General features: G+C 59.0%; 12 protein-coding genes and 5 pseudogenes. 9 read left to right on the top strand and 8 right to left on the bottom strand.

Annotated elements, in window-relative coordinates; all coding sequences use genetic code 11:
• Window positions 1-386: pseudogene (locus BM222_RS37150) on the top strand (IS110 family RNA-guided transposase); the annotation flags it as partial.
• Between the two features lie 317 nt (window positions 387-703).
• On the opposite strand, the pseudogene BM222_RS37145 reads toward BM222_RS37150, so the two are convergent.
• Window positions 704-1544 (bottom strand): annotated as a pseudogene (locus BM222_RS37145) (IS256 family transposase); the annotation flags it as partial.
• A 260-nt stretch (window positions 1545-1804) separates the two neighbouring features.
• Here BM222_RS37145 and BM222_RS43565 point away from each other — a divergent pair.
• Window positions 1805-2797 (top strand): annotated as a pseudogene (locus tag BM222_RS43565) (IS110 family RNA-guided transposase); the annotation flags it as partial.
• Here the strand turns inward: BM222_RS43565 and BM222_RS43560 are convergent.
• Window positions 2782-3521: pseudogene (locus BM222_RS43560) on the bottom strand (IS110 family RNA-guided transposase); the annotation flags it as partial. The pseudogenes BM222_RS43565 and BM222_RS43560 overlap by 16 nt on opposite strands.
• 77 nt (window positions 3522-3598) lie before the next feature.
• Here BM222_RS43560 and BM222_RS42585 point away from each other — a divergent pair.
• The 4 genes and pseudogenes from BM222_RS42585 to purU form a co-directional block, all read left to right on the top strand.
• Window positions 3599-3724, top strand: a pseudogene (locus BM222_RS42585) (integrase core domain-containing protein); the annotation flags it as partial.
• A complete protein-coding gene (locus BM222_RS40645) occupies window positions 3679-4374 on the top strand; it encodes a M20/M25/M40 family metallo-hydrolase (RefSeq protein ID WP_349509900.1) in 696 nt (231 codons plus the stop codon). The pseudogene BM222_RS42585 and the gene BM222_RS40645, both read left to right, overlap by 46 nt.
• Before the next feature lie 524 nt (window positions 4375-4898).
• The gene (locus BM222_RS37125; RefSeq protein ID WP_092239604.1) at window positions 4899-7406 is read left to right on the top strand and encodes a GcvT family protein; all 2508 of its coding nucleotides are present in this window, start codon (window positions 4899-4901) and stop codon (window positions 7404-7406) included.
• A 58-nt stretch (window positions 7407-7464) separates the two neighbouring features.
• Window positions 7465-8328 carry a formyltetrahydrofolate deformylase gene (gene purU / locus BM222_RS37120; RefSeq protein ID WP_210188538.1) on the top strand — a complete coding sequence of 288 codons (864 nt, stop codon included), beginning with the start codon at window positions 7465-7467 and terminating at the stop codon, window positions 8326-8328.
• Between the two features lie 192 nt (window positions 8329-8520).
• On the opposite strand, the gene BM222_RS37115 is transcribed toward purU, so the two are convergent.
• Window positions 8521-9519, bottom strand: coding sequence for a DMT family transporter (locus BM222_RS37115; protein ID WP_092239603.1), 999 nt, complete (start codon window positions 9517-9519; stop codon window positions 8521-8523).
• Between the two features lie 225 nt (window positions 9520-9744).
• On the opposite strand from BM222_RS37115, the gene BM222_RS40640 reads away from it, so the two are divergent.
• Window positions 9745-10068 (top strand): hypothetical protein, encoded by a 324-nt coding sequence (locus tag BM222_RS40640; RefSeq protein ID WP_143106169.1) that lies wholly within the window; start codon window positions 9745-9747, stop codon window positions 10066-10068.
• A gap of 415 nt (window positions 10069-10483) precedes the next feature.
• Entirely contained in the window at window positions 10484-11668 is a 1185-nt protein-coding gene (locus BM222_RS37110) for a M24 family metallopeptidase (RefSeq protein WP_092239611.1), read from the top strand.
• A gap of 605 nt (window positions 11669-12273) precedes the next feature.
• On the opposite strand, the gene BM222_RS37105 is transcribed toward BM222_RS37110, so the two are convergent.
• The gene (locus BM222_RS37105) at window positions 12274-13710 is read right to left on the bottom strand and encodes an MmgE/PrpD family protein (RefSeq protein WP_092239602.1); all 1437 of its coding nucleotides are present in this window, start codon (window positions 13708-13710) and stop codon (window positions 12274-12276) included.
• Window positions 13711-14103: 393 nt separating this feature from the next.
• Here BM222_RS37105 and BM222_RS37100 point away from each other — a divergent pair, with 393 nt between their 5' ends.
• Window positions 14104-15546 (top strand): MmgE/PrpD family protein, encoded by a 1443-nt coding sequence (locus BM222_RS37100; RefSeq protein WP_092239601.1) that lies wholly within the window; start codon window positions 14104-14106, stop codon window positions 15544-15546.
• A gap of 123 nt (window positions 15547-15669) precedes the next feature.
• Here BM222_RS37100 and BM222_RS37095 read toward each other — a convergent pair whose 3' ends face one another.
• From BM222_RS37095 to BM222_RS37080, 4 genes are read right to left on the bottom strand one after another with little or no spacing between them, the layout of a single operon-like run.
• Window positions 15670-16536, bottom strand: coding sequence for an amino acid ABC transporter ATP-binding protein (locus tag BM222_RS37095; protein ID WP_092239600.1), 867 nt, complete (start codon window positions 16534-16536; stop codon window positions 15670-15672).
• The gene (locus BM222_RS37090) at window positions 16529-17176 is read right to left on the bottom strand and encodes an amino acid ABC transporter permease (RefSeq protein WP_092239599.1); all 648 of its coding nucleotides are present in this window, start codon (window positions 17174-17176) and stop codon (window positions 16529-16531) included. The genes BM222_RS37095 and BM222_RS37090 overlap by 8 nt, the downstream gene beginning before the upstream one ends.
• Window positions 17173-17889: an amino acid ABC transporter permease gene (locus tag BM222_RS37085; RefSeq protein ID WP_177243693.1), complete on the bottom strand. Its 717-nt coding sequence runs from the start codon at window positions 17887-17889 to the stop codon at window positions 17173-17175. The genes BM222_RS37090 and BM222_RS37085 overlap by 4 nt, the downstream gene beginning before the upstream one ends.
• A gap of 11 nt (window positions 17890-17900) precedes the next feature.
• Window positions 17901-18755 carry a transporter substrate-binding domain-containing protein gene (locus BM222_RS37080; RefSeq protein WP_092239597.1) on the bottom strand — a complete coding sequence of 285 codons (855 nt, stop codon included), beginning with the start codon at window positions 18753-18755 and terminating at the stop codon, window positions 17901-17903.
• Window positions 18756-19256 lie beyond the last annotated feature (501 nt).

Below are 19256 nucleotides of genomic sequence, written 5' to 3'. Positions count from 1 at the left end.
GGCTGCCTGGGCCGCGGCCAAGGCGCCCGGTCCATTGCATGCTTTTTTCGTACGGATCCGCGCCCGGCGTGGCCATCAGGTCGCCGCGGTGGCCGTGGCTCGCAAGCTCACGGTGCTCTGCTGGCATTTGTTGACGAAGGGCGAGGATTACCTGTGGGCGCGCCCGGCGCTGGTCGCCAACAAGACCCGCGCAATGCAACTTCAAGCTGGACATCCGCAACAGAAGGGCAGCCGGCGTGGACCAGCCTATGCCTACAACATCAAGGCGCTGCGCGACCGTGAGATGTTGATTGCCGCCCAGGCGGAGCGAAACTACGAACGATTGGTGTCGCAATGGAAACCGCGGCGGCCAAAACTCGGCGCGCGGGCGCCTCAGCTCGGCAGGACAAAATAGGCAGTCCGGTGACGCTTGCAGCCGACGCGTCACGCTTCGCCACGAGGTCGCCCGCGCCCGACAACCATAACCGCCGCTGACGGCAAGTGCCAGCCAGGAATGCAGTCCCGTTCCACGGCAGCATGCCGCCGTGCTCGGGCCGGTCAAGGCCAAGCCGTGCGGTGGCCGCACGCGGCCAGCCTTGACCGACCCTGCGCGCGGCGGCTGCGAGATCGGTGGCCGGGACGGAAGAATGGCCCGCGGCGCGGCCGAACAAAAGAATGGACGCGATTTCTGCAATCGTCATCGCGGCGCGATCATAAAAAATCGCTTGTCCATCTCATCCGTCGAGTGCAGCTTGGTCCGGTGCTGGGGCGGGAACGTCATATAGGCCAGCACATCGGTCTCGGCCTCGTCGAGGAAACCCGCGAGCTTGGGCAGCTTTGGCCGGAGCTGGTCGGCGACCTTGCGCCACTGCGTGCGAGCGGCCTCGGCATCGTCCTGGGCGAACGCGGTGGCGATGAAGGCGGAGACGACGCGCCGGCCGCTCTTGCCGGCGTGGGCCAGCGCATTGCGCATGAAGTGGACGCGACAGCGCTGCCAGGAGGCATTGAGCACCTTGGCCACAGTGGCCTTGATGCCCTCGTGGGCGTCGGAGACCACCAGCTTGACGCCGCGCAGGCCGCGGCGGGCGACCTTGCGCAGGAATGCCGTCCAGAACGTCTCGGCCTCGGAGGGACCAATGTCCATGCCGAGAACTTCGCGCCGGCCATCGCTGTTGACGCCGACCGCAATGATCACTGCAACCGACACGATGCGGCCATTCTGGCGCACCTTCACGTAGGTGGCGTCGATCCACAGATATGGCCAGTCGCCCTCGATCCGCCGGACGAGGAAGGCCTTCACCTTGTCGTCGATCTCGGCACAGAGCCGGCTCACCTGGCTCTTTGAGATCCCCGTCATACCCATGGCCTGCACCAGGTCGTCCACCGAGCGGGTCGAGACGCCCTGCACACAAGCTTCCTGAACCACGGCGGTGAGCGCCTTCTCGGCCATCCGGCGCGGCTCCAGAAAGCCGGGGAAGTAGGAGCCCTTGCGCAGCTTGGGGATGCGCAGCTCTGACCGTGCCAGCGCGGGTCTCCCAGATCCTGTCGCGATAGCCGTTGCTCACTTCGTGCTTCGCGGCACGGTCAGGAGCCTCACGCCCCTGCAGCGGAACTTCGGACAAAGGCAGATCAAGGCGTGTGACCTTGCCCCACCGGCTTAATCCAGCTTGAAGTTCGTTCTGGCCCACGACAAGCACCAGGGCATGAAGCGCAGCCGCTTTTCGGAAGAGATGGGGTATTCGGTTCCGATTGCCTGACCGAGTTGCCGCGCGCCACGTTTTGGCTGACGATCATAGACCAACTCCATCCGGAAAGGAGAGAAGCCATGATCTACTCCGGCCTCGATGTTTCGCTGAATTCCGTTGCGGTATGTGCGGTGGACGAGACCGGAAAGCTTATCCGGGAGGGAACCACGTTGGCGGACGCGCCATCGATTGTGCAGTACTCGAATCGTGGGCTGGTCAAGTTAAACGGGTGGGCCTTGAAGCAGGACGGATATCAGAATGGCTGACCGCAAATCTAATCGAACTGGGGCTGCCGGCCGTCAGTTTGGAAGCCGCCAGGTTAAGGCGGCACTTTGGGCCATGCCAGTGAAGACCGATCGGAATGACGCCCGTGGGATCGCGCAGGTGGTGAGAACGGTTCAAGCCTCTTCATATCAGGAGCATCGGCAGCCAAAGGGCGCGGACCCTGGCCGCGGCTCGGAAGCATATCATCCGCTCCATCGCTGCCACAGAGCAAGTCATCGGCGGACTTCTGCGTCCGCTCGGTCTCAAAGTCGGAATCGTATCGCGGACTCTGTTCGCGAGACGAGTTCGTGAGTTGGTCAGCGATGACGCCTTACTGGAGGCGTCATGAATCCGCTGCTTGCCGGACGCGAAGCGCTGATGCGGGAGTACGCCCGGGTCCATCGTCTGGTTCTGAAGGCCGTGCGCAGTGACCCGGCTTGTCGGATTTTGATGACGATGCCGGGGATCAGCCCGGTCTCTGCGCTGACCTTCCGCTCCACTGTGGACGATCCCAGGCGATTCCTGCATTCCCAATCCGTCGGTGCCAATCTCGGGTTAACGCCCAGCGATACCAATCTGGCGAGGTTGATCGGGTGGGACGGATCACAAAAGTCGGAGATGGAGAGACGCGCACAGCCTTGTTCGAAGCTGCCAACGTCGTTCTCAGGCCATCAACCCGATGGTCTCCGATGAAGGCCTGGGCGGTGCGTGTTGCCCACCGGCAAGGAAGCAAGCGTGCGAAGGTCGCGCTGGCCAGAAAGATGGCTGTCATCCTTCACCGAATGTGGGTTGATGCAACCCAATTCCGCCCGGAGCGGAACATGGTCGCGTCCGGCGTGGTCGCGGCGAGAGCCGTGGCCGTAATGGGACCGATCCCGGGAATCGAGGACAGCAACTTCGCCATCGGATTTACTTGCTGGATCTCAGCCAGTTCGCGCTCGATGGCCTCGACCTTCCGGTCCAATGGCTTCAGTTGGCTCACAAGGACGGCCAGTGCGATGCGGGCATGGGCCGGTAGCGTCGGTTTCTTCGTCATCCAACAAGTCCATTAGACCATCCACCCGTTGTCGGCCTTGCCCGACAATGATTCCGAACTCAACAAAGTGAGCCCGAATGGCGCAAGCTGTCATGGTGCGTTGGCGGTCCAGCAAGCCTCTTGCACGATGAAGCATCAAGAAGCCCTGGTTCTAGGCGCCCTTGATTGGAAGGAACCGCATATTGGGACGACTGACCGCTTCGCAGATCGCGGCCGCGTTAGCGGCGTCATTCTTTGGCTCCTCTTCGTAGCTAGGGTTTAACATAGGCTGGCGGAATCAAACTGACATCTTGTCCAAACTGCCGAATCTCCCGCGCCCAGTGGTGAGCAGGCGCGCAGGCTTCGATGCCGACCAGGCAAGCTGCGAGCGAGGAGAAGAACGACATGATCTCGCCTCGCCCGAGACGTTGGCGACCGGCCACTTGGCCTTCGCCAACAACTGCATGGATGTGAAATACGTGCTTCGGAATGTCCAACCCAATTGTGGCGGCTTCCATTGCTCAATTGCTCCTGTTAGCGGGCTCGTCCATCGCCAGTATATCGCCGGTGCCGAGGGAGCGGGGCCGTCTTCCCCATCAACGGCCGGCTGCGGGATGAATTGCTGAACGAGACGCTGTTCACGTCACTGGCCCAGGCTCGCGTCGCACTCGGAAGCTGGCGTGTCGATTACAACGAGGCACGGCCACACTCGCAGCTCGGATGGAAGACGCCCTCCGAGTTCGCCTTCACCTGCCACTCGCGCCGGGATTTGGCGCTGCGCTATGCCGAAAGCTCCGCGCCAGCTCCCGTCGCTACCACCGCCCAACTGGGCATCCAACTGCCAGGCGAACTCAGGATTGGACAAAACTTAGGGGCAAGGTCACGTGTGCTGAAGGAAACGGATTGGGCGCGCAGATCGAGTTCAACTACCGACGGCTCGAGCCTCTCACATTCAACCATACCGACGATACGAACAACGACATCATCGCAGCCCGCTCTCTCGTGGGCGACGCCTCAGTGGACGACGGGATCAAGCCACTCATGGTGTCCGAGGATTTCGCCTATATGCTCCTCGCAGAGCCCGGCACCTTTATTTTCTTGGTAACAGACCCAACGGCCGAGTTTCACAATCCCGAGTACGATTTCGATGACGGGGCGTTACCTTATCGCATCGGCTACTCGGTAATCTTGTCGAAACGACTTTGCCGCTTTGAGTTCGTGGAGGCATCTGTCTCCAAGCCAATCGGCGATGCGAGATCATGCGACTTGCGGTTGATCGGCCGCAGTGTGGCTTGCGCTCGATCAGCGGGTCTACGCTTCTGGACGATCGCCTGTCTGGTGTGCTGTCTTAAGCCAAAGGCGCAAGCGTAAGACCACATCTGCTATGAAGGTCGCTTTCCTTGTTGAGCCAATCGATGGCGAATGTTCGCATTTTCGAAAGCGCGTCGCTGCAAGCCATCTGACTCTCAAGCCGCAGCGAATCCAGTCACACTTCCCTGGCGGCTCGGTTAGGGGCCCGAGCCCGGCAGGACATCAACTGCGGGTTGATCGTGCACTCTTGATACGCGCCGGCTAGATTGAGCAGAGGAAAACATCGCCGGTTCGGTGTATCAAGCAGGAATCGTGCGTAGTATTGCGGGATATTAGTCAAATAATTATTCTGGTCTGGATATTATTTCCGCCAGACCGTTCTCGTTCGGTTAGGACGGAACCGGACTCTCGCGAAGGACATCGGACTTGCATGGTTCTGCCGACCTGCCCGCTAGCACGAGCGGAGTTGTAGGCCGCACCACTCAGCGGTCGGGGAATGTCGGCCTTCGCGCGAGGAGTTCAGACGGTTGCCGATCCTCGATCTGCCCAGGCCTGCCCCGCAGTCATCTACTCTGAGTTGTCGAATGCAAAGCAAACTCCCATCTCACGCGGAATACGTCATCGTCGGTGGCGGCATCATTGGCCTGTCCATTGCGTATCACCTGACCCGGCTTGGACACCGTGATGTTCTGCTGCTCGAGCGAGATCAGCTCACTTGTGGTACGACGTGGCACGCAGCGGGGCTTGTCACCCAGCTTAGAGCCACCGAGAACATGGCGAGGCTGGCTCAGTACACAGCGCAATTGTTCGGAGATCTCGAGAAGCTCACCGGCCAGCCAACGGGCTTTCGCCAGTCCGGGTCGATCACGGTTGCGGCCACGCCCGCAAGGATGGAGGAGCTGAGGCGGGGTGCCTCGATGGGGCGCTCCTTTGGTCTGGAGGTAGAGATCATCGATGCTGCCGAAGCCAGGCGGCGTGTGCCATTGCTCGATGTGACAGACGTTTTCGGCGCCGCCTGGATACCTTCCGATGGGATGACGAGTCCCGTAGACACGGCTCGCGCGTTCGCGGCTGGCGCCAAACAGGGGGGTGCGAAGATCCTTGAGCGGACCCCCGTGACCCGCATCATCGTCGAAGGGGAGCAAATCGTCGGCGTTGGAACCGCAGAAGGCCTCGTGCGCACCGAAAAAGTCGTGATCTGCACGGGAATGTGGACTCGGGCACTTGCCGCGGATCTCAACTGGGCGGTGCCGCTACATGCGGCGGAGCACTTCTACGTCGTGACAGAAGCCATTACCGGATTGCCGGCCGATCTCCCCACCATTCGAGATATGGACGCTCGCTTTTACGCGAAAGCGGACGCTGGAAAGTTGCTGGTCGGGTTCTTTGAGCCCGATGGCAAGCCTTGGGGTATGGATGGAATTCCGCACGATTTCAGTTTCGATTCCTTGCCCGATGATTTCGAGCACATCGAGCCGTACCTTACTCATGCCATGCGCCGAATGCCGGCCCTCGAGAATGTCGGATTGCAACTGAACTTCAATGGTCCCGAGAGTTTCACGCCGGACAACAGATTTCTGATGGGGCCTGCACCCCATGTCTCGGGACTTTATGTGGCTTCAGGGTTCAATTCGTGCGGCATTGAGTCGTCCGGTGGTGCCGGCAAGGTGATGGCCGAGTGGATGTCGACCGGCGTGCCGTCCAGTGACTACTGGGAAATGGATGTGCGGCGAGCCATGCCGTTCCAGCGCAATCGCCGGTATTTGCATGATCGAACAGTTGAATCCGTCGGAAACCTCTGGGCCCTGCATTGGCCTCACAAGTCGGCCACCACGGCACGCAACGTGCGAGTGTCTCCGCTGCACGACCGGTTGGCCGCAGCTGGCGCCAAGTTTGGCGAGGTTGCAGGATGGGAGAGGGCGCAATGGTTTGATGCATCCAAGGCGTCGACGAATGCGCACGCGACGTTCTGGCGCGACGAGTGGTTCAAGGCCAGTGGTATGGAACATCAGGCGACGCGTTCGGGAGTGACGCTATTCGATCAGACATCCTTTGCACATCTGCTGGTCCAGGGGCGAGACGCACTTGCGCTGCTTCAGCGCCTCTCTACCAACGATGTCGACGTTCCAGTGGGCCGGATTGTGTACACGCCGTGGCTCAACGAACGAGGTGGCATGGAGTCCGACGTCACGATTGCACGAACAGGCGAAGAGGAGTTTCTGGTGGTCACGGCAGCGGTGCAGCGCATTCGCGATCTCGCCTGGCTCCGAGGCCATGCCAAAGGCGCGGGCCACGTATATGTTACGGATATCTCGTCGGGCTACACCACATTGTCTGTAATGGGACCACGTTCACGGGAGTTGCTGGCGCGGGTAAGTCCGGCGGATTTCTCGGAATCCGCATTTCCCTTCGCTGCGGCCCGTGAGATCGAGGTCGGTTACGCCTTGGCACTTGCATTCCGCATGACGTTTGTTGGCGAACTCGGATGGGAGCTTCACATTCCGACCGAGCAGACGTTGGGTGTCTACGATTCTTTGATCGCCGCGGGGCGTGATCTTGATTTGCGACACGCCGGGTACGTCGCACTGAATACACTGAGGCTCGAGGCGGGATACCGCGATTGGGGTTCGGATGTGAGCGACGAAGATTCTCCCCTTGAATCCGGATTGGGCTTCACGATCGCCTGGAATAAGACGCAGGAGTTCCTGGGACGGGCGGCGGTCGAAGCGCAGCGGGGACGGACCCCGTCTCGACGCCTCGTCCAATTGGCCGTGCCCCAGGCCGTGCCGCTGATGTTCGGAACCGAGCCGGTCTGGCGCAATGGATCGCTTGTGGGCTACCTGCGCTCCGCGGGCTTTGGGCACTCCTTGGGTTGTGGCGTCGGTATGGGATATCTGCGTGCCGAAGGCGGAGTGAACGCCCAATGGCTATCTGAAGGCAATTTCGAAGTGGAAATCGCGGGCGAAAAGCACGCCGCCATCGCTTCCCTGCGCGCCTTCTACGATCCGAATCGCACTCGAGTGAAGGGTGAGTGGCGCAGTCTCGACGAAATCATCGCTCCGGAGTTGCTCAAAGCGCGCTGCAAAGTTTGAGTTTCACCTTCCAGTATTTAACCGCAGTTTTGGGGCCCGCCGCCGGGCAGTGATCGCCATGTCCGATCGTTCCATGATTCTCGCCTTGTCCTGTCCGGATGGCCCAGGCATCGTTTCGGCCGTCTCAGGTCTCCTATTCGAAGCTGGCTGCAACATTACGGATGCGCAGCAATTCGACGATAGCGAGACCGGTCGTTTTTTTATGCGCGTGGTCTTTGATCGACTGGATCAGGCCAAGTCGGAAGCAGAAATTACTGCATCCATCGGAGAACTCTCCGGTCGGCTCGGCATGACATTTACCTTGCGGCCGAGCGCCGCATTGAAGCGCGTGATGCTGCTTGTCTCCAAATTTGATCATTGTCTGGCAGATCTGCTCTATCGCTGGCGTATCGGCGAATTGCCGATGGAGGTCACAAGCGTTGTTTCCAATCACGGCCGCGAGCACTTGGCTTCTGAGGATCTTGCTGGGCTGCAATTCCACCATTTGCCGGTCACCAAGCAAACCAAGATGGAGCAGGAAGCGCGAATTTGGCAACTTGTGCAGGAAACCAGAACAGATCTCGTCATTCTTGCCCGCTACATGCAGATCCTGTCGGACGGCTTCTCCGCCAAACTGTGGGGCCGCTGCATTAACATTCATCATTCATTTCTGCCAGGCTTCAAAGGCGCGAAGCCATACCATCAAGCTCATGAACGCGGAGTCAAATTGATCGGTGCGACTGCACATTATGTCACCTCTGATCTCGACGAGGGTCCGATCATCGAGCAGGATGTTGAGCGCATCTCGCACCGAGATACGCCTGAAGATCTCGTCCGCAAGGGCCGGGATATCGAGCGGCGCGTGCTTGCCCGCGCCGTCCGGCATCACCTTGAGGATCGCGTCGTGCTGAACGGGAAGAAGACCGTCGTCTTCACCAGCTGACAAAGACGCCTCACACCAAAAGCGATACTACCCAGGCGGTCAGTCCGGGGCGTGCTGCGGGAGGCTGCGCTTGCACGCGATGTCAAAAGCCAGATGCCTATCGCTCTCATCGTGGCCACGACGGTGGTTGCAGGCCTGCCTTCGCAGAGCGACCGGCGGGATACTGGCGAGCCGTTCTGAAAATCGCGCCGATCACGACAAGGTGCATCGACTCTTTCGTAGCCTGTTCTTCAGAAAAAGCCCCTCAAACCTGAACTTCGACTGCAACGGTGAGTCATCCGGAGTGCCCACTGCCGGCTCCTCTCGCCCCAGCGTTCGTTCCCGCAAAAAGATGTAAAGTCCCGCGCCAATGATGATCGCAGCGCCGACGAGCGTTGCCGGTGATGGCATATCGCCGAAAACGACGAAGCCTAAGATGACGGCCCAAATAATCATGGAATACTGGTAGGGAACGACCGTGCTGGCCGACGCGAGCTTGAGCGAGCGATTAATGCATAAGAATGCACACACTGATATCATTCCGGCGGCAGCAAACAGCAGGATGCCCCAGGGCGTAGGTGTTACCCAGCCGATCGGCGCGAGTACCGCGCCAAACAGGAGTGTCCCGACAAACTGAGACGTAATCATCACGACATCGGGCGTCCTGCGCAAATGCCGGGTGATAAGCATCAGCCCGGCAAAGGAAAAACTTCCGCAGAGTGCAATCAGTGCCGGCCAACTGAAGCTTTGAGGCGACGGTCGCAGCGCAATCAGCACGCCGGCAAAGCCGACCAGAATGGCACTCCAGCGCCGCCAGCCGACCCGCTCGTGTAAAGCAATGGCCGACAGCGCTGTAACGAAGATCGGACAGGCGAGATAGTAGGTGACGACGTCGGCAAGAGGAAGATAGACCGTGGCGAGGAAGAACGACGTTACCTCTGTCGTCGAAAATGCGACCCGGACCAATTGCAGGCCCGGCCGTTCGAGTTTCGCAAAATCCTGCCGTTTCCGCCAGATCATGGGCGACAGCAGGAGGAGCGCAGCACACGCCCGCAAACACAAGAATTGACCGATAGGGGTGGTCGCGACAATGAACTTACCGGTCGCATCGCCGAAGGAGAACACGAATACCGCCAGGAGCATCAAGCCGATGCCAACCCGATGCGTCAAGCGTTCGTCGGTATGGGCTGAGATCCTTGCAAGGAGAGACATTCGAGACATCACGTTCCATTGTGCTCCGGGGAAAGGACTGTGAGACACCCGCGAGCCGAAGCCATCCGGCGACACAATGCCTTCCGCCGACTGTGAGCCAGACAAAGCCCGTTAATCCGCCGGATAAAACTGCGTGCGTACCGGTTGCCGACCTCGGAAGGCAAGGCTCATTGGCCGCACACGAGAGCGTCCGGCCAGGCTCCCAATAGCGAACACATGGAGTCGATGACATCCTATGTGCAATCTCTCATGCAGAAATTCTGCGTTGCTATTGAGCATGTGAAGCTTTCATGCAATCAACCGTGCAGCCTCGGGGCGACGATGATATCAACTCAATCTCGAACCAGCTTGAAGCGCGGCCTGCGCCATCTTGCCCTGAAACATGTTGGTCACCCACCTGAAGCCAAGCAGCCCGATAGTTCGTTCGCCTTCGATTTGCGAACCGGCAAAAAACGACAACCGGGTGTGCGGTACGTTGGTCTCCGACGAGAGCTCAAGGCATGGTTGGAGCAGCGCGCCTCGCGCTTGCTCGATCTAAGAGTTTTCTGAACCAGGATAGAAGCGAAGAAGAAACAGGGTGCCCTGTGCCGATCCGCGCCGATGCCCGTCGTCGAGCGAGATTTACAAGTACCTTTAGCTAGCGACGCATTCGCTCAGCAAAGCAGATGGCTGTCCCAGGCGTTCGCTCAAAATCGTCATCAAATTCGATAATTATGCAGCTTTTCAGCTCAGAATAAACAAAATCGCTCAAAACAATGGGTTGGACCTGAAAAAATCCCGCATCTCTGTCCAGAGGACGGTCATCGACCAAAAGACCCCGGCGAGAGCATCGCGGGACGGAAGCGCGTTTTGGAAGTTGCTGTTCCTTCGCAAGGAGGCAGCAGTCGGTTCGATTAATGGGCCGACGCGTATTGAACCAGAAATTCCCCCGTCTGCAGCAGGCGGAACCACATGGAGTCAGACAATGGCAATCAGCAAAGGGCCGCAGGCTTTCCCGAGAACCGAGTACATGCGAAGGCTTGCCGCCGTGAAATTGGATATGAAAAGGCGCGATATCGACGCGCTTGTCATCACCAGCTGGGCCAACATCACGTATCTGACCGGCAACCTGACCCGGATGCTTGCCTTGCACGCGCTTGTGGTGTCGGTTAACGAAGAGCAGCCGACGCTCATTGTGCGTCGGATGTGCGCGCCGGGGGCCATCCATCAAACATTCATGACGAGAGACAAGGTCATCGGCTATCCGGAAAACCTCGTCGGCAAGCCGGATACAGATGGTTATGACGCGGTAATCGACTATATCTCTGATCTCGGCGTCGCGACCCGCGGGGTGGGAATTGAGCAAGGTAACCTCATGGCGCCCGCCGTAGAGAAGTTCAAGAGGCGCCTGCCGCAGGCCCGGATCGTTGACTGCACCAGAGCGGTAGACTGGATTCGCGGCGTCAAGTCTGATCTGGAAATCGCAGTCATGCGCGAAGCAGCTGCGCTCGCCGATGCTGCAATCATGCGGGCCGCGGAAGTAATCCGTCCTGGCGTGCGGGAAGCGGACGCCGCAGTGGAAATCATGGCTGCACAGGTAGCTGGTGTCAGAGGAGGTCCCGCCGCGACGGGATTGCGGCCGCTGCTGATGTCCACATCACCTCGCACGGGTACCCCGCACATTCTTTGGAGCGAGGACGTCTTTCGAAGCGGCATGCAAGTCAACATGGAGGTGAGCGGCAACCGGTACAACTATGACGCCGCCATCATGCGCACTTTCTCAATCGGGACACCCTCGGACCGCCTGCGTCGACTGCACGACGCGGAAATAGCTGGGCTCGAGGCCGCATTGGAGGCGATCCGGCCCGGACGCGCCTGCAGCGAAGTCGCCGTCGCGGTCCTCCGCGCGATCGAGAAACATGGCTTCTCGAAAGAGTCTCGGTGTGGCTACTCGATCGGTATCGAAAATCAATTTACGGCCTGGGTTGAGCCAACCGCAAGCTTCGCGGAAAGCGATACGACAGAACTCAAGCCAAACATGACTTTCCATCTGATGCTTGGCAACTGGGTCGAAGAGGATTTCGGCGTCACTCTCAGTGAAACTGTTCGCGTGACCGAGTCGGGTGTGGAAACGTTCGCGCGCGTACCCCGTAAGCTCTTTGAGCTTTAGGCGTTGAACGCTACCGTGCTCCTTTGGTTTCGAGCGTCACGATGCACATCGGCAGGGGCACCGACCTACTGGTCTGTCAAGTCTGTCGGTGCCAGATTTGTGCGATCAGCCAACGTGCTGCCGCAGGCACCTTCGGCATCGCCGCGATAAAGCTTCGGTCTAGGGGTAACAGACGTCCCTGAACTCGTGCCGTTGTTCTCGGCTCCGCAGAATAGCGACCGAAACAACCTGGTTTCGTTTTGCGGACCAGATAACCGTCAGCCGCTGCAGACTGGGAGCAGCGGGCTGCTTTCGTCGAGCGTGAACATCAGGGGGGCATGGATAGCCCGCGGCCGCTCGCCGCCCGCGTCATCGATCGCGTGCATTCCCAGATGAATCGCTCGTCAATCACAGGCCGGCGCGAAGGTCTATCGTCGCCGTCGGGATCGAGAGCGCAGCGATATCGAACTCAGCGCCAGCCGTCTGCAAGAACGTTCGCGCCCGCGGATGAAATCGGCGAGGCGCTCGAATCGCTGGTCACCCCGATTGTCTCGCGTATGCATCAACGGCAGCCGGGTCGAGATGGTGGCATATGTCGGCTAGCACGTCGGACGCTCGAGGACGTGTTAAACGTCACGCAATACCGACATGATCGGTTCGACGGAAGGTTGCGTTTCGATACTCAGTGTCGCTTCAATGACCTTGTCTGCGAGATCGGTCGATAATTCACTCGTGACTCGAAACTTTTTGATTACCTGCTCGTCATCCCATGCTGTCTCGGTCGTCCAGGGATCACCCAATGCGAAATCCGATTCAGCTTCGAAATGCCTGCCGTCGTGCATGACGACCAGGGCGCGCGCGGGCATCTTGCGCGTCTGTTCGCGCGCAATGTGCTTTCCAAACGTGTCTGCATGATCCCACTGTTCGACATGTACCTTTTCTCGCAAGGCACGAACCTTCGGGTTTTCATCCTGCCCTTCATCCAGCCACGCCGAACCCACGGGAACGTCCAGCAACAGCATCGCTATGGCGTGCGGAATGCTGAACTGCCGCGAACAGAATGTGCGTGGCGCCGGATTGCGGAAACGAGGAGTGCTCGTGAATGCGTTGGTTCCGATCAGAATGCTTTGGACCTGCTCGGGATCAATAGTCTCGTTGGCGATAGCCTTCAGAAGCGCGGTCATCGCCTGATGCGTCCAGCGACACGTGGGCCAGGGCTTGTAGGTGATGTCGGGAAGCATCCATCGCGAACCCAAGTCGCCAACCAGCAGGTCCGCATCAAAGGGGTCAGTACCGGACATTTTTATCACATTTTGATTGCCGTCAAAGATGGCGGCGAAGCCTGTCGCTCCAAGTGAGGCCGACCGCGCTGCGAATACGCCGGTAAGTGCGGCCCAGCCAGCGTCTGCGTACTTGCAGTCGGGCAAATCGAGTGACTGCGTCCACTTGTTCGCGGCAGGCAACGGAGCGTTCGAACCCGCCAGGCCAAGCGTTTCTCGGGCGAGCGCTTCGCCCTGACGCTCCAGCTGGATTGCCGCGCCAGCCGCCGCGAACACGACCGGCAGAGAGCAGCTGTAAAGTTGCGGATAGCCAACCACACGACCATCCTTGAAGTATACGATCTGCCCGCAGGCGCTCGCCACCCGCCCACCCAACTCATATGCCGCTATGAGCGCCTGCAGGGATTGCGAGCCACTTGCTTTGCTTGCCTCCGCCAGCGCGAGTGCAGAGACCACTGCGGTACTGCCGAAGTGATGGGCGACAGGAAAGGTCTCGTCGAGGTCCATGCAGTTTGCAAGACGCGCATTGGCGTATAAGGCGCCTGCCACACTCGCGCGACGTTTGCGGCCGACGACAGACGCGACGTTCGAGTCGCCTAGAAAATCAACCAGGCCGTAGGAAATCGGCGCCATGCGCGTGCGAGTAGCAGCAATCATGCAGCCAATCGAGTCAAGCAGAAGACGACGAGCTTCAGCTTTAACATTGGTGGGCACATCGCTCAGACCGAGAGTTGAGAAAAATCGAGCTAGCTCGCCGGTCAGGTCGGTAGTCAAGTGGTTCATGTAAGGCACCCGTGTGAATAGCTTACGCGTAGGATTGTCTGGACTCTTGCAACTGATCGCGTGCCTGGCGCGACCTCACCGATGAGTCTTGAGCGTGCAGGAATATAGCATTTCAATACTCCGCGACGGCGATGGAATATTTTAATTCTTCGCGGCTCGGCGCCGGAATACAGCTCTGCTGGCCGCCATATCCGGGAAAATCCGCCTTGGCCGTCCGATAGTGTAACCTCGGTGCAGGATGTTCCGAGCGTAGAGCAGGCCGCGGATGTCGGGCGCGACACAGTCGGGCGTCGAAGCGCTCGTCACTGCTAGTCGATCGGTCCCATCCAGCCCGGGCAATAGAATCGACATCAGTAAACCGGGCGCTCCAGCGGGGCGACGACGGGGGTGCGAATGGTTGACGTGACGGCGTCACTGGCAAAGTTCATTTCCGGTCTCTCTCTGGAGCACGTCCCGGCCTCTATCCAGCATGAGGCGCGACGGTTCGCTCTCGATACCTTGGGCTGCATTATCGCAGGGGCGCAGAGTGAGCTGGGTCCGGTCATTCGCTCGGCAGCGGAATTGTTCGGCGAAGGCTCGGATGCCTCGGTCGCTGGGGCAGGCAAGCGATTCACGGCTCTTGCTGCGAGTTACGGCAATGGCAGGCTGGCAAATTGTCTTGATCTCGATGAAACATATCCTGGTGGGCAGGTTGCAGGCCTGCATTTCGGAGGGAGCGTTCTGGCCGAGGCCTTGGCCGTCTGTGAGCAGAAGGAATTGACGTCGAAGGAGCTTCTTTTGGCGCTGGTCTGCGGCTACGAGGTAGCAGGGCGGATATCCGACATCGGAACTCAAATGACGATCGAGGCCGGCAGGGTGAGTTCAATGCCTGAAATCTATGGGTTTGCACTTGAAGCAACTCTCGGAGCATCAGCAGCGGCGGGACGTCTGCTGGGCCAGGATGCTGCCGCGCTGGAGCAGACATTCGGCATGGCCGCATCGAGTGCAGCGATCCCTATCGGGCCGGTGTGGGCTAAACAGATCGCCACGCCGAATACGAAATATTTCGATAGCGGCTGGGCAGCCATGACGGGAGGTTTTGCAGCGCGATCAGTCGAGCTCGGATCGACAGCCTTGCCATCCATCTTCGATGGCAGCCCCAGCATTTTCACCGTGGTGGGGTCGCGACGAGTTGACCCAGACGGTCTGATTGGCGAACTGGGATCGCGTTGGGCGCTGGCAAACATCACTTATAAGCCCTGGCCAAATTGCCGCATGCTGCATCATTCACTATCGGCGCTGAGGAAGCTCCGTGCGGAGGAGAAGTTCGAACTCGATGAGATCGAAGAGATTGTCGTAGGCACCCACGTTTCGCGACTGTCGCGAAGGTGGCTCACGGTGAACCCGACAGATGTCGTTTCACGACAATTCAGTATCCCTCATGCGATTTCGTTGTTCCTGCTTGACGTGACGCCTGGGCCGGCCTGGGAGTCCGAGCATTGGGCATCCGATCCAGCTGCAACGGCGTTGCGAGCCAAGGTCAGATACGTGGATTATGCGAGAGCAATGATGCCCGCCCAATATTTCGTGCGAGGTCAATATCGCCAGCTGCCATGCTTTGTTCGGATCGGGTTGAGGAGCAGGACGTTGCGCGCCGAGGCGGACTTTGCCTGGGGCGATCCATGGTCCGAAGAGACACGCTTCAGTGATGACGATATTGTCGCCAAGTTCCGCACAGTCTCGAACTTGCCAACTATCGTAGCCGATCGAGTAATTGAGACCGTAATGTCGGCAAAGGCAGGTGCCAGCCTTTCGCCTATCTTCGAGGCAATGACCCCGCGAGCCCTCGGCAATTAGGCCCCGTAAAGAATGACCTGGCCGTTTACCTCGGGCGAGCTTGGCGAATCGGAAAAAGATGAATAAGCGGACGCTGCAGTGCAGCGGATTGCGCTGCTCGGTCCGCCTCCATTCGGGGAGAGCTCAGTGGTTCAGCACCGATTGAAGGAATGAACGCGTGCGCTCTGAATCAGGCTGGCCGAAGATCTTGTCGGGTGGCCCCTCCTCGATAATGCGGCCGCGGTCAAAAACTGCGATGCGATCGGAGACCTCACGTGCAAAGCGCATCTCATGCGTTACTATTAGCAAAGAGACGTTGGACTGCTGGGCAACACCACGTACCACGTCGAGGACTTCCCCGGCGAGTTCAGGGTCGAGTGCTGATGTGATTTCGTCCAGGAGCAGAATCTCGGGTTTCATAACCAGCGCCCGCGCGATCGCGATGCGCTGTTGCTGACCTCCCGAGAGCTGGGAGGGATAGGAGAGGGCCTTGTCTTGCAGGTCCACCATGCGCAGGTATTCGAGCGCGCTGACCTCGGCCTGTTCCCTGGACTGCCGCAATACGGTCGTTGGCGCCAGGATCAGGTTCTGCAATACCGTCAAATGCGGAAACAGATTGAACTGCTGGAAGACCATGCCGCAGCGCCGTCGTATGCGTGTTTCCTGCCCAGCTGAAATCGGCTTGCCGGTGGCTTCGAACAGAATGCTCTCACCGAAGATCCTGATGTCGCCACCGGTCGGCTTTCCAAGCGTCATCGCCAGACGTAGCACGGTGGTTTTTCCCGAGCCGCTGGGACCGATCAAAGTGACTTTTTCGCCGGGTCGCACTTGCAGATCGAGATCGACCAGCACTTGATGCGCTCCGAACGATTTCGAGACTTTTTGAAATTCGATTGCCCACAAGGCCTGTTGCAGCTCGCTGTCGGAACCATGTGCTCCTGTCGCATTCGAAGTTGCAGCCGCCGCGGCAGAGAAGGGGTCTGAGCGCGGAGTGTCCGAAGCGTTAAGCATGCTTATCCTTGAATCTGGAGAGGAGATAAAGGAACGGCAAATTCATGCACAGATAGATGACACCTGCCAGGGTATAGGGCTCGAGGTATCGAAAACTCTCGTAGCCGACCTCGTTAGCCTGGCCCATGAGAACGGGCACGCCGAGCGCGAAGAGCACGGCCGTTTCCCGAAACAGGCTGAGTACGTAATTAAGCAGGGCGGGGGCAGCCCGTTTGATCATCAGCGGAATCAGTACGCGTCGCCATGTGACATTGGGACTCAAATGGAGTGCGACACACGCGTCACGCAGTTCCGACGGGATCGTGATCAGGCTGCCTCGATACACCTCCGAGCAGTACGCGGCATAGACAATGCCCAACACGCCGATGCCAATGGGTATTGCCGGAAGAATTATCCCGACTTCGGGGAGGACGTAGAACGTGAAATAGAGCAGTACCAGGGTCGGCACACCGCGAAACAGTTCGAGCCAGAAGCAGACGAATGCCCGGCCGAACGTGGTACTCACACTCTCCAGGATCGCCAGTGCCAGACCTCCGCTCAGCGCAAGGGTCGAGCTCGCAAGCGTCACCAGAATGGTATACCAAACGCCTTCCATGAGCCGCGGGAGTATCTTCAGGACAAAGCTCCAGTCCCACGTCATTGAGCCGCTCCTGTCAAAACCTCGATCTCCGGCGCATGAGCCGATGCACGCGCCGCTCGCAATGCCCTGTTCAGAGGGAGGAGCTGTTCGAGCGCCCGAAAAGTAAGCCCGCAGAGAGCTGTCAGGATCCAGTAAATTGCACCAAGGAAACAAAAGACCGTAAGCGTGTCGAACGTTTGTCCCCGAACGTAGTTCGCGACATAGAGTACGTCCTGTACGCCAATAAAGCTCACGATCGCTGTCCACTTGATCATGCTCCTGGCCAAGCTTCCGAAGCCGGGCACAATCTGCGACAAGGCCTGTGGCAGAACGACCTTCCTGAAGCTCTGTATTTTGCTCACCCCAAGCGCGTGACAAGCATCAGTTTGCCCGCGATGCACGGCTTCGATCCCGGCGCGGACAATCTCAGCGCCATACGCAGCTCCATCGAGCGTCAGAACCAGGATTGCCGCGACGAGTGGGCTTAGCCGGGGCATCCCGGGCAGCAGCGGCAGCGCATAAAACGCCCAGAATAGCAGAACCACAGCCGAAGGCGCGCGAATGAGCTCAATCAAAAGCATCGAGGCTACTCGGATCGCCCGGGTTTCGGAAAGCCTTAGAGCTGCAAGGACCACTGCTCCAGGTAAAGCACCAAGGATGATGCACACCGCTACCCATATGGTGACCCACAGGCCCTGCGCCAGTACAGGCCAGTATTCGAAAACGGCCTTCACGAGAGCTACTCCTACTCGCAACTGGGCACGATCTCGCTGGCCTTGCGCAATGTGCCAAGCAGCCGGGCTTGCGCATCGCCACCGGCAATCTCATACTTCTGGTAGAGCTTCTGGATGATCCCCTCTCGGATCGACGCGTTCAGCTTCTCGTCAAATGCATCTCGGAAACGCACGTCTTCCTTGCGAAACACTGCACCTGAGCCAAAAATGGGCGACTGTTCGTCGACGACCAGCTCCACCCCTTTCTGCTCCGGATTGCTGACGGCGAACTGGCTCTCGAGATAGGCGTCCGCCCGTCCGCCGATCACCGTCGCAACGCCCGCCTGAACGTCAGGGACACGCACAACCTGGTCGGGCTTCACTCCCTGCTTGACGGCATAGGCGAGCCAAGGGGCGCCTGTAACCATCGCTACCTTCGCATTCGGACGGCGTGCAATATCTGCGACACTCATGAGATGCTTCGGATTTCCGGGACGGACGTGGAGTCCGATCTGATATGCATAATGGGGCGCCGAAAACACCATTTGCTTGCAGCGCTCTTCGGTTATTGCGAGGCTGGCAACATAATCAAACTGGTGCGCCTGCAGTCCCGGGACCATGGAATCCCATTGCGTGAACACCGGTGCAATCGCTGGAAGGTCCATGCTTTTGATCACCAGGTTCTGCAAGTCAATCAAAACACCGGCCGCCTGCCCGCTCGGCGACATCGTCATGTACGGCGGCATCGAGGCAATCGCCACCCTAGTTGCGCCTGCTTTACGAATTGATGCTGAAAGAGAATCGTCCGCCTGTGAGAACGCTGGAAACCAACAGCCAGTCAGTGCGAGCAGCAGGATCCAGAACGAGAGCTTCGGTGTGGCACTCATGGCGTCTCCTCCCGTGTCAAACCACTATCAATTTGCGTCACGATAGGGCGGCTAGTCGACGATTTCAAAGACGTTTCTGCGGTTTTTTGCAGGAAAACTGCGATAAATAGAACTTTTTCGATGGTTTGCGCACAGATGGGCCTAAGGGCGTATTGCCGAGCTAGATAAGGGCAACGCAGTTGAAGAAATCTCGTCGGGATCGGCTCGGGCCTGCAGGAAGACGCCACCGATCTGCTGAATACCGGACCACGGGCTGCGCCTTGGGCTATCCGTCAACTCGCCACTCCTTCGTAGTGGTCCGCTATCAGGTCTTTTTCGCGGCCGCGACTTCTCTGACGCAGGCCGAAGCTCCCAATTTACTAGCGGGTCATGATTCAGGTGCCTCAGTCCTGCGATCGATTCCTGCAGCAAGAATGCGAAATGGCTGGAATCGGGACTTATCGAGCCAGAAGTCGACTGATTCCGTCTCCGCCACTGAGATAGTTTCGCGCGCAGACAAGG

Source organism: Bradyrhizobium sp. Gha, from assembly GCF_900113735.1.
GTDB lineage: Bacteria > Pseudomonadota > Alphaproteobacteria > Rhizobiales > Xanthobacteraceae > Bradyrhizobium.
Note: the sequence above shows the minus strand (reverse complement) of the source record. Positions and strands in the feature narration are given on the sequence as shown.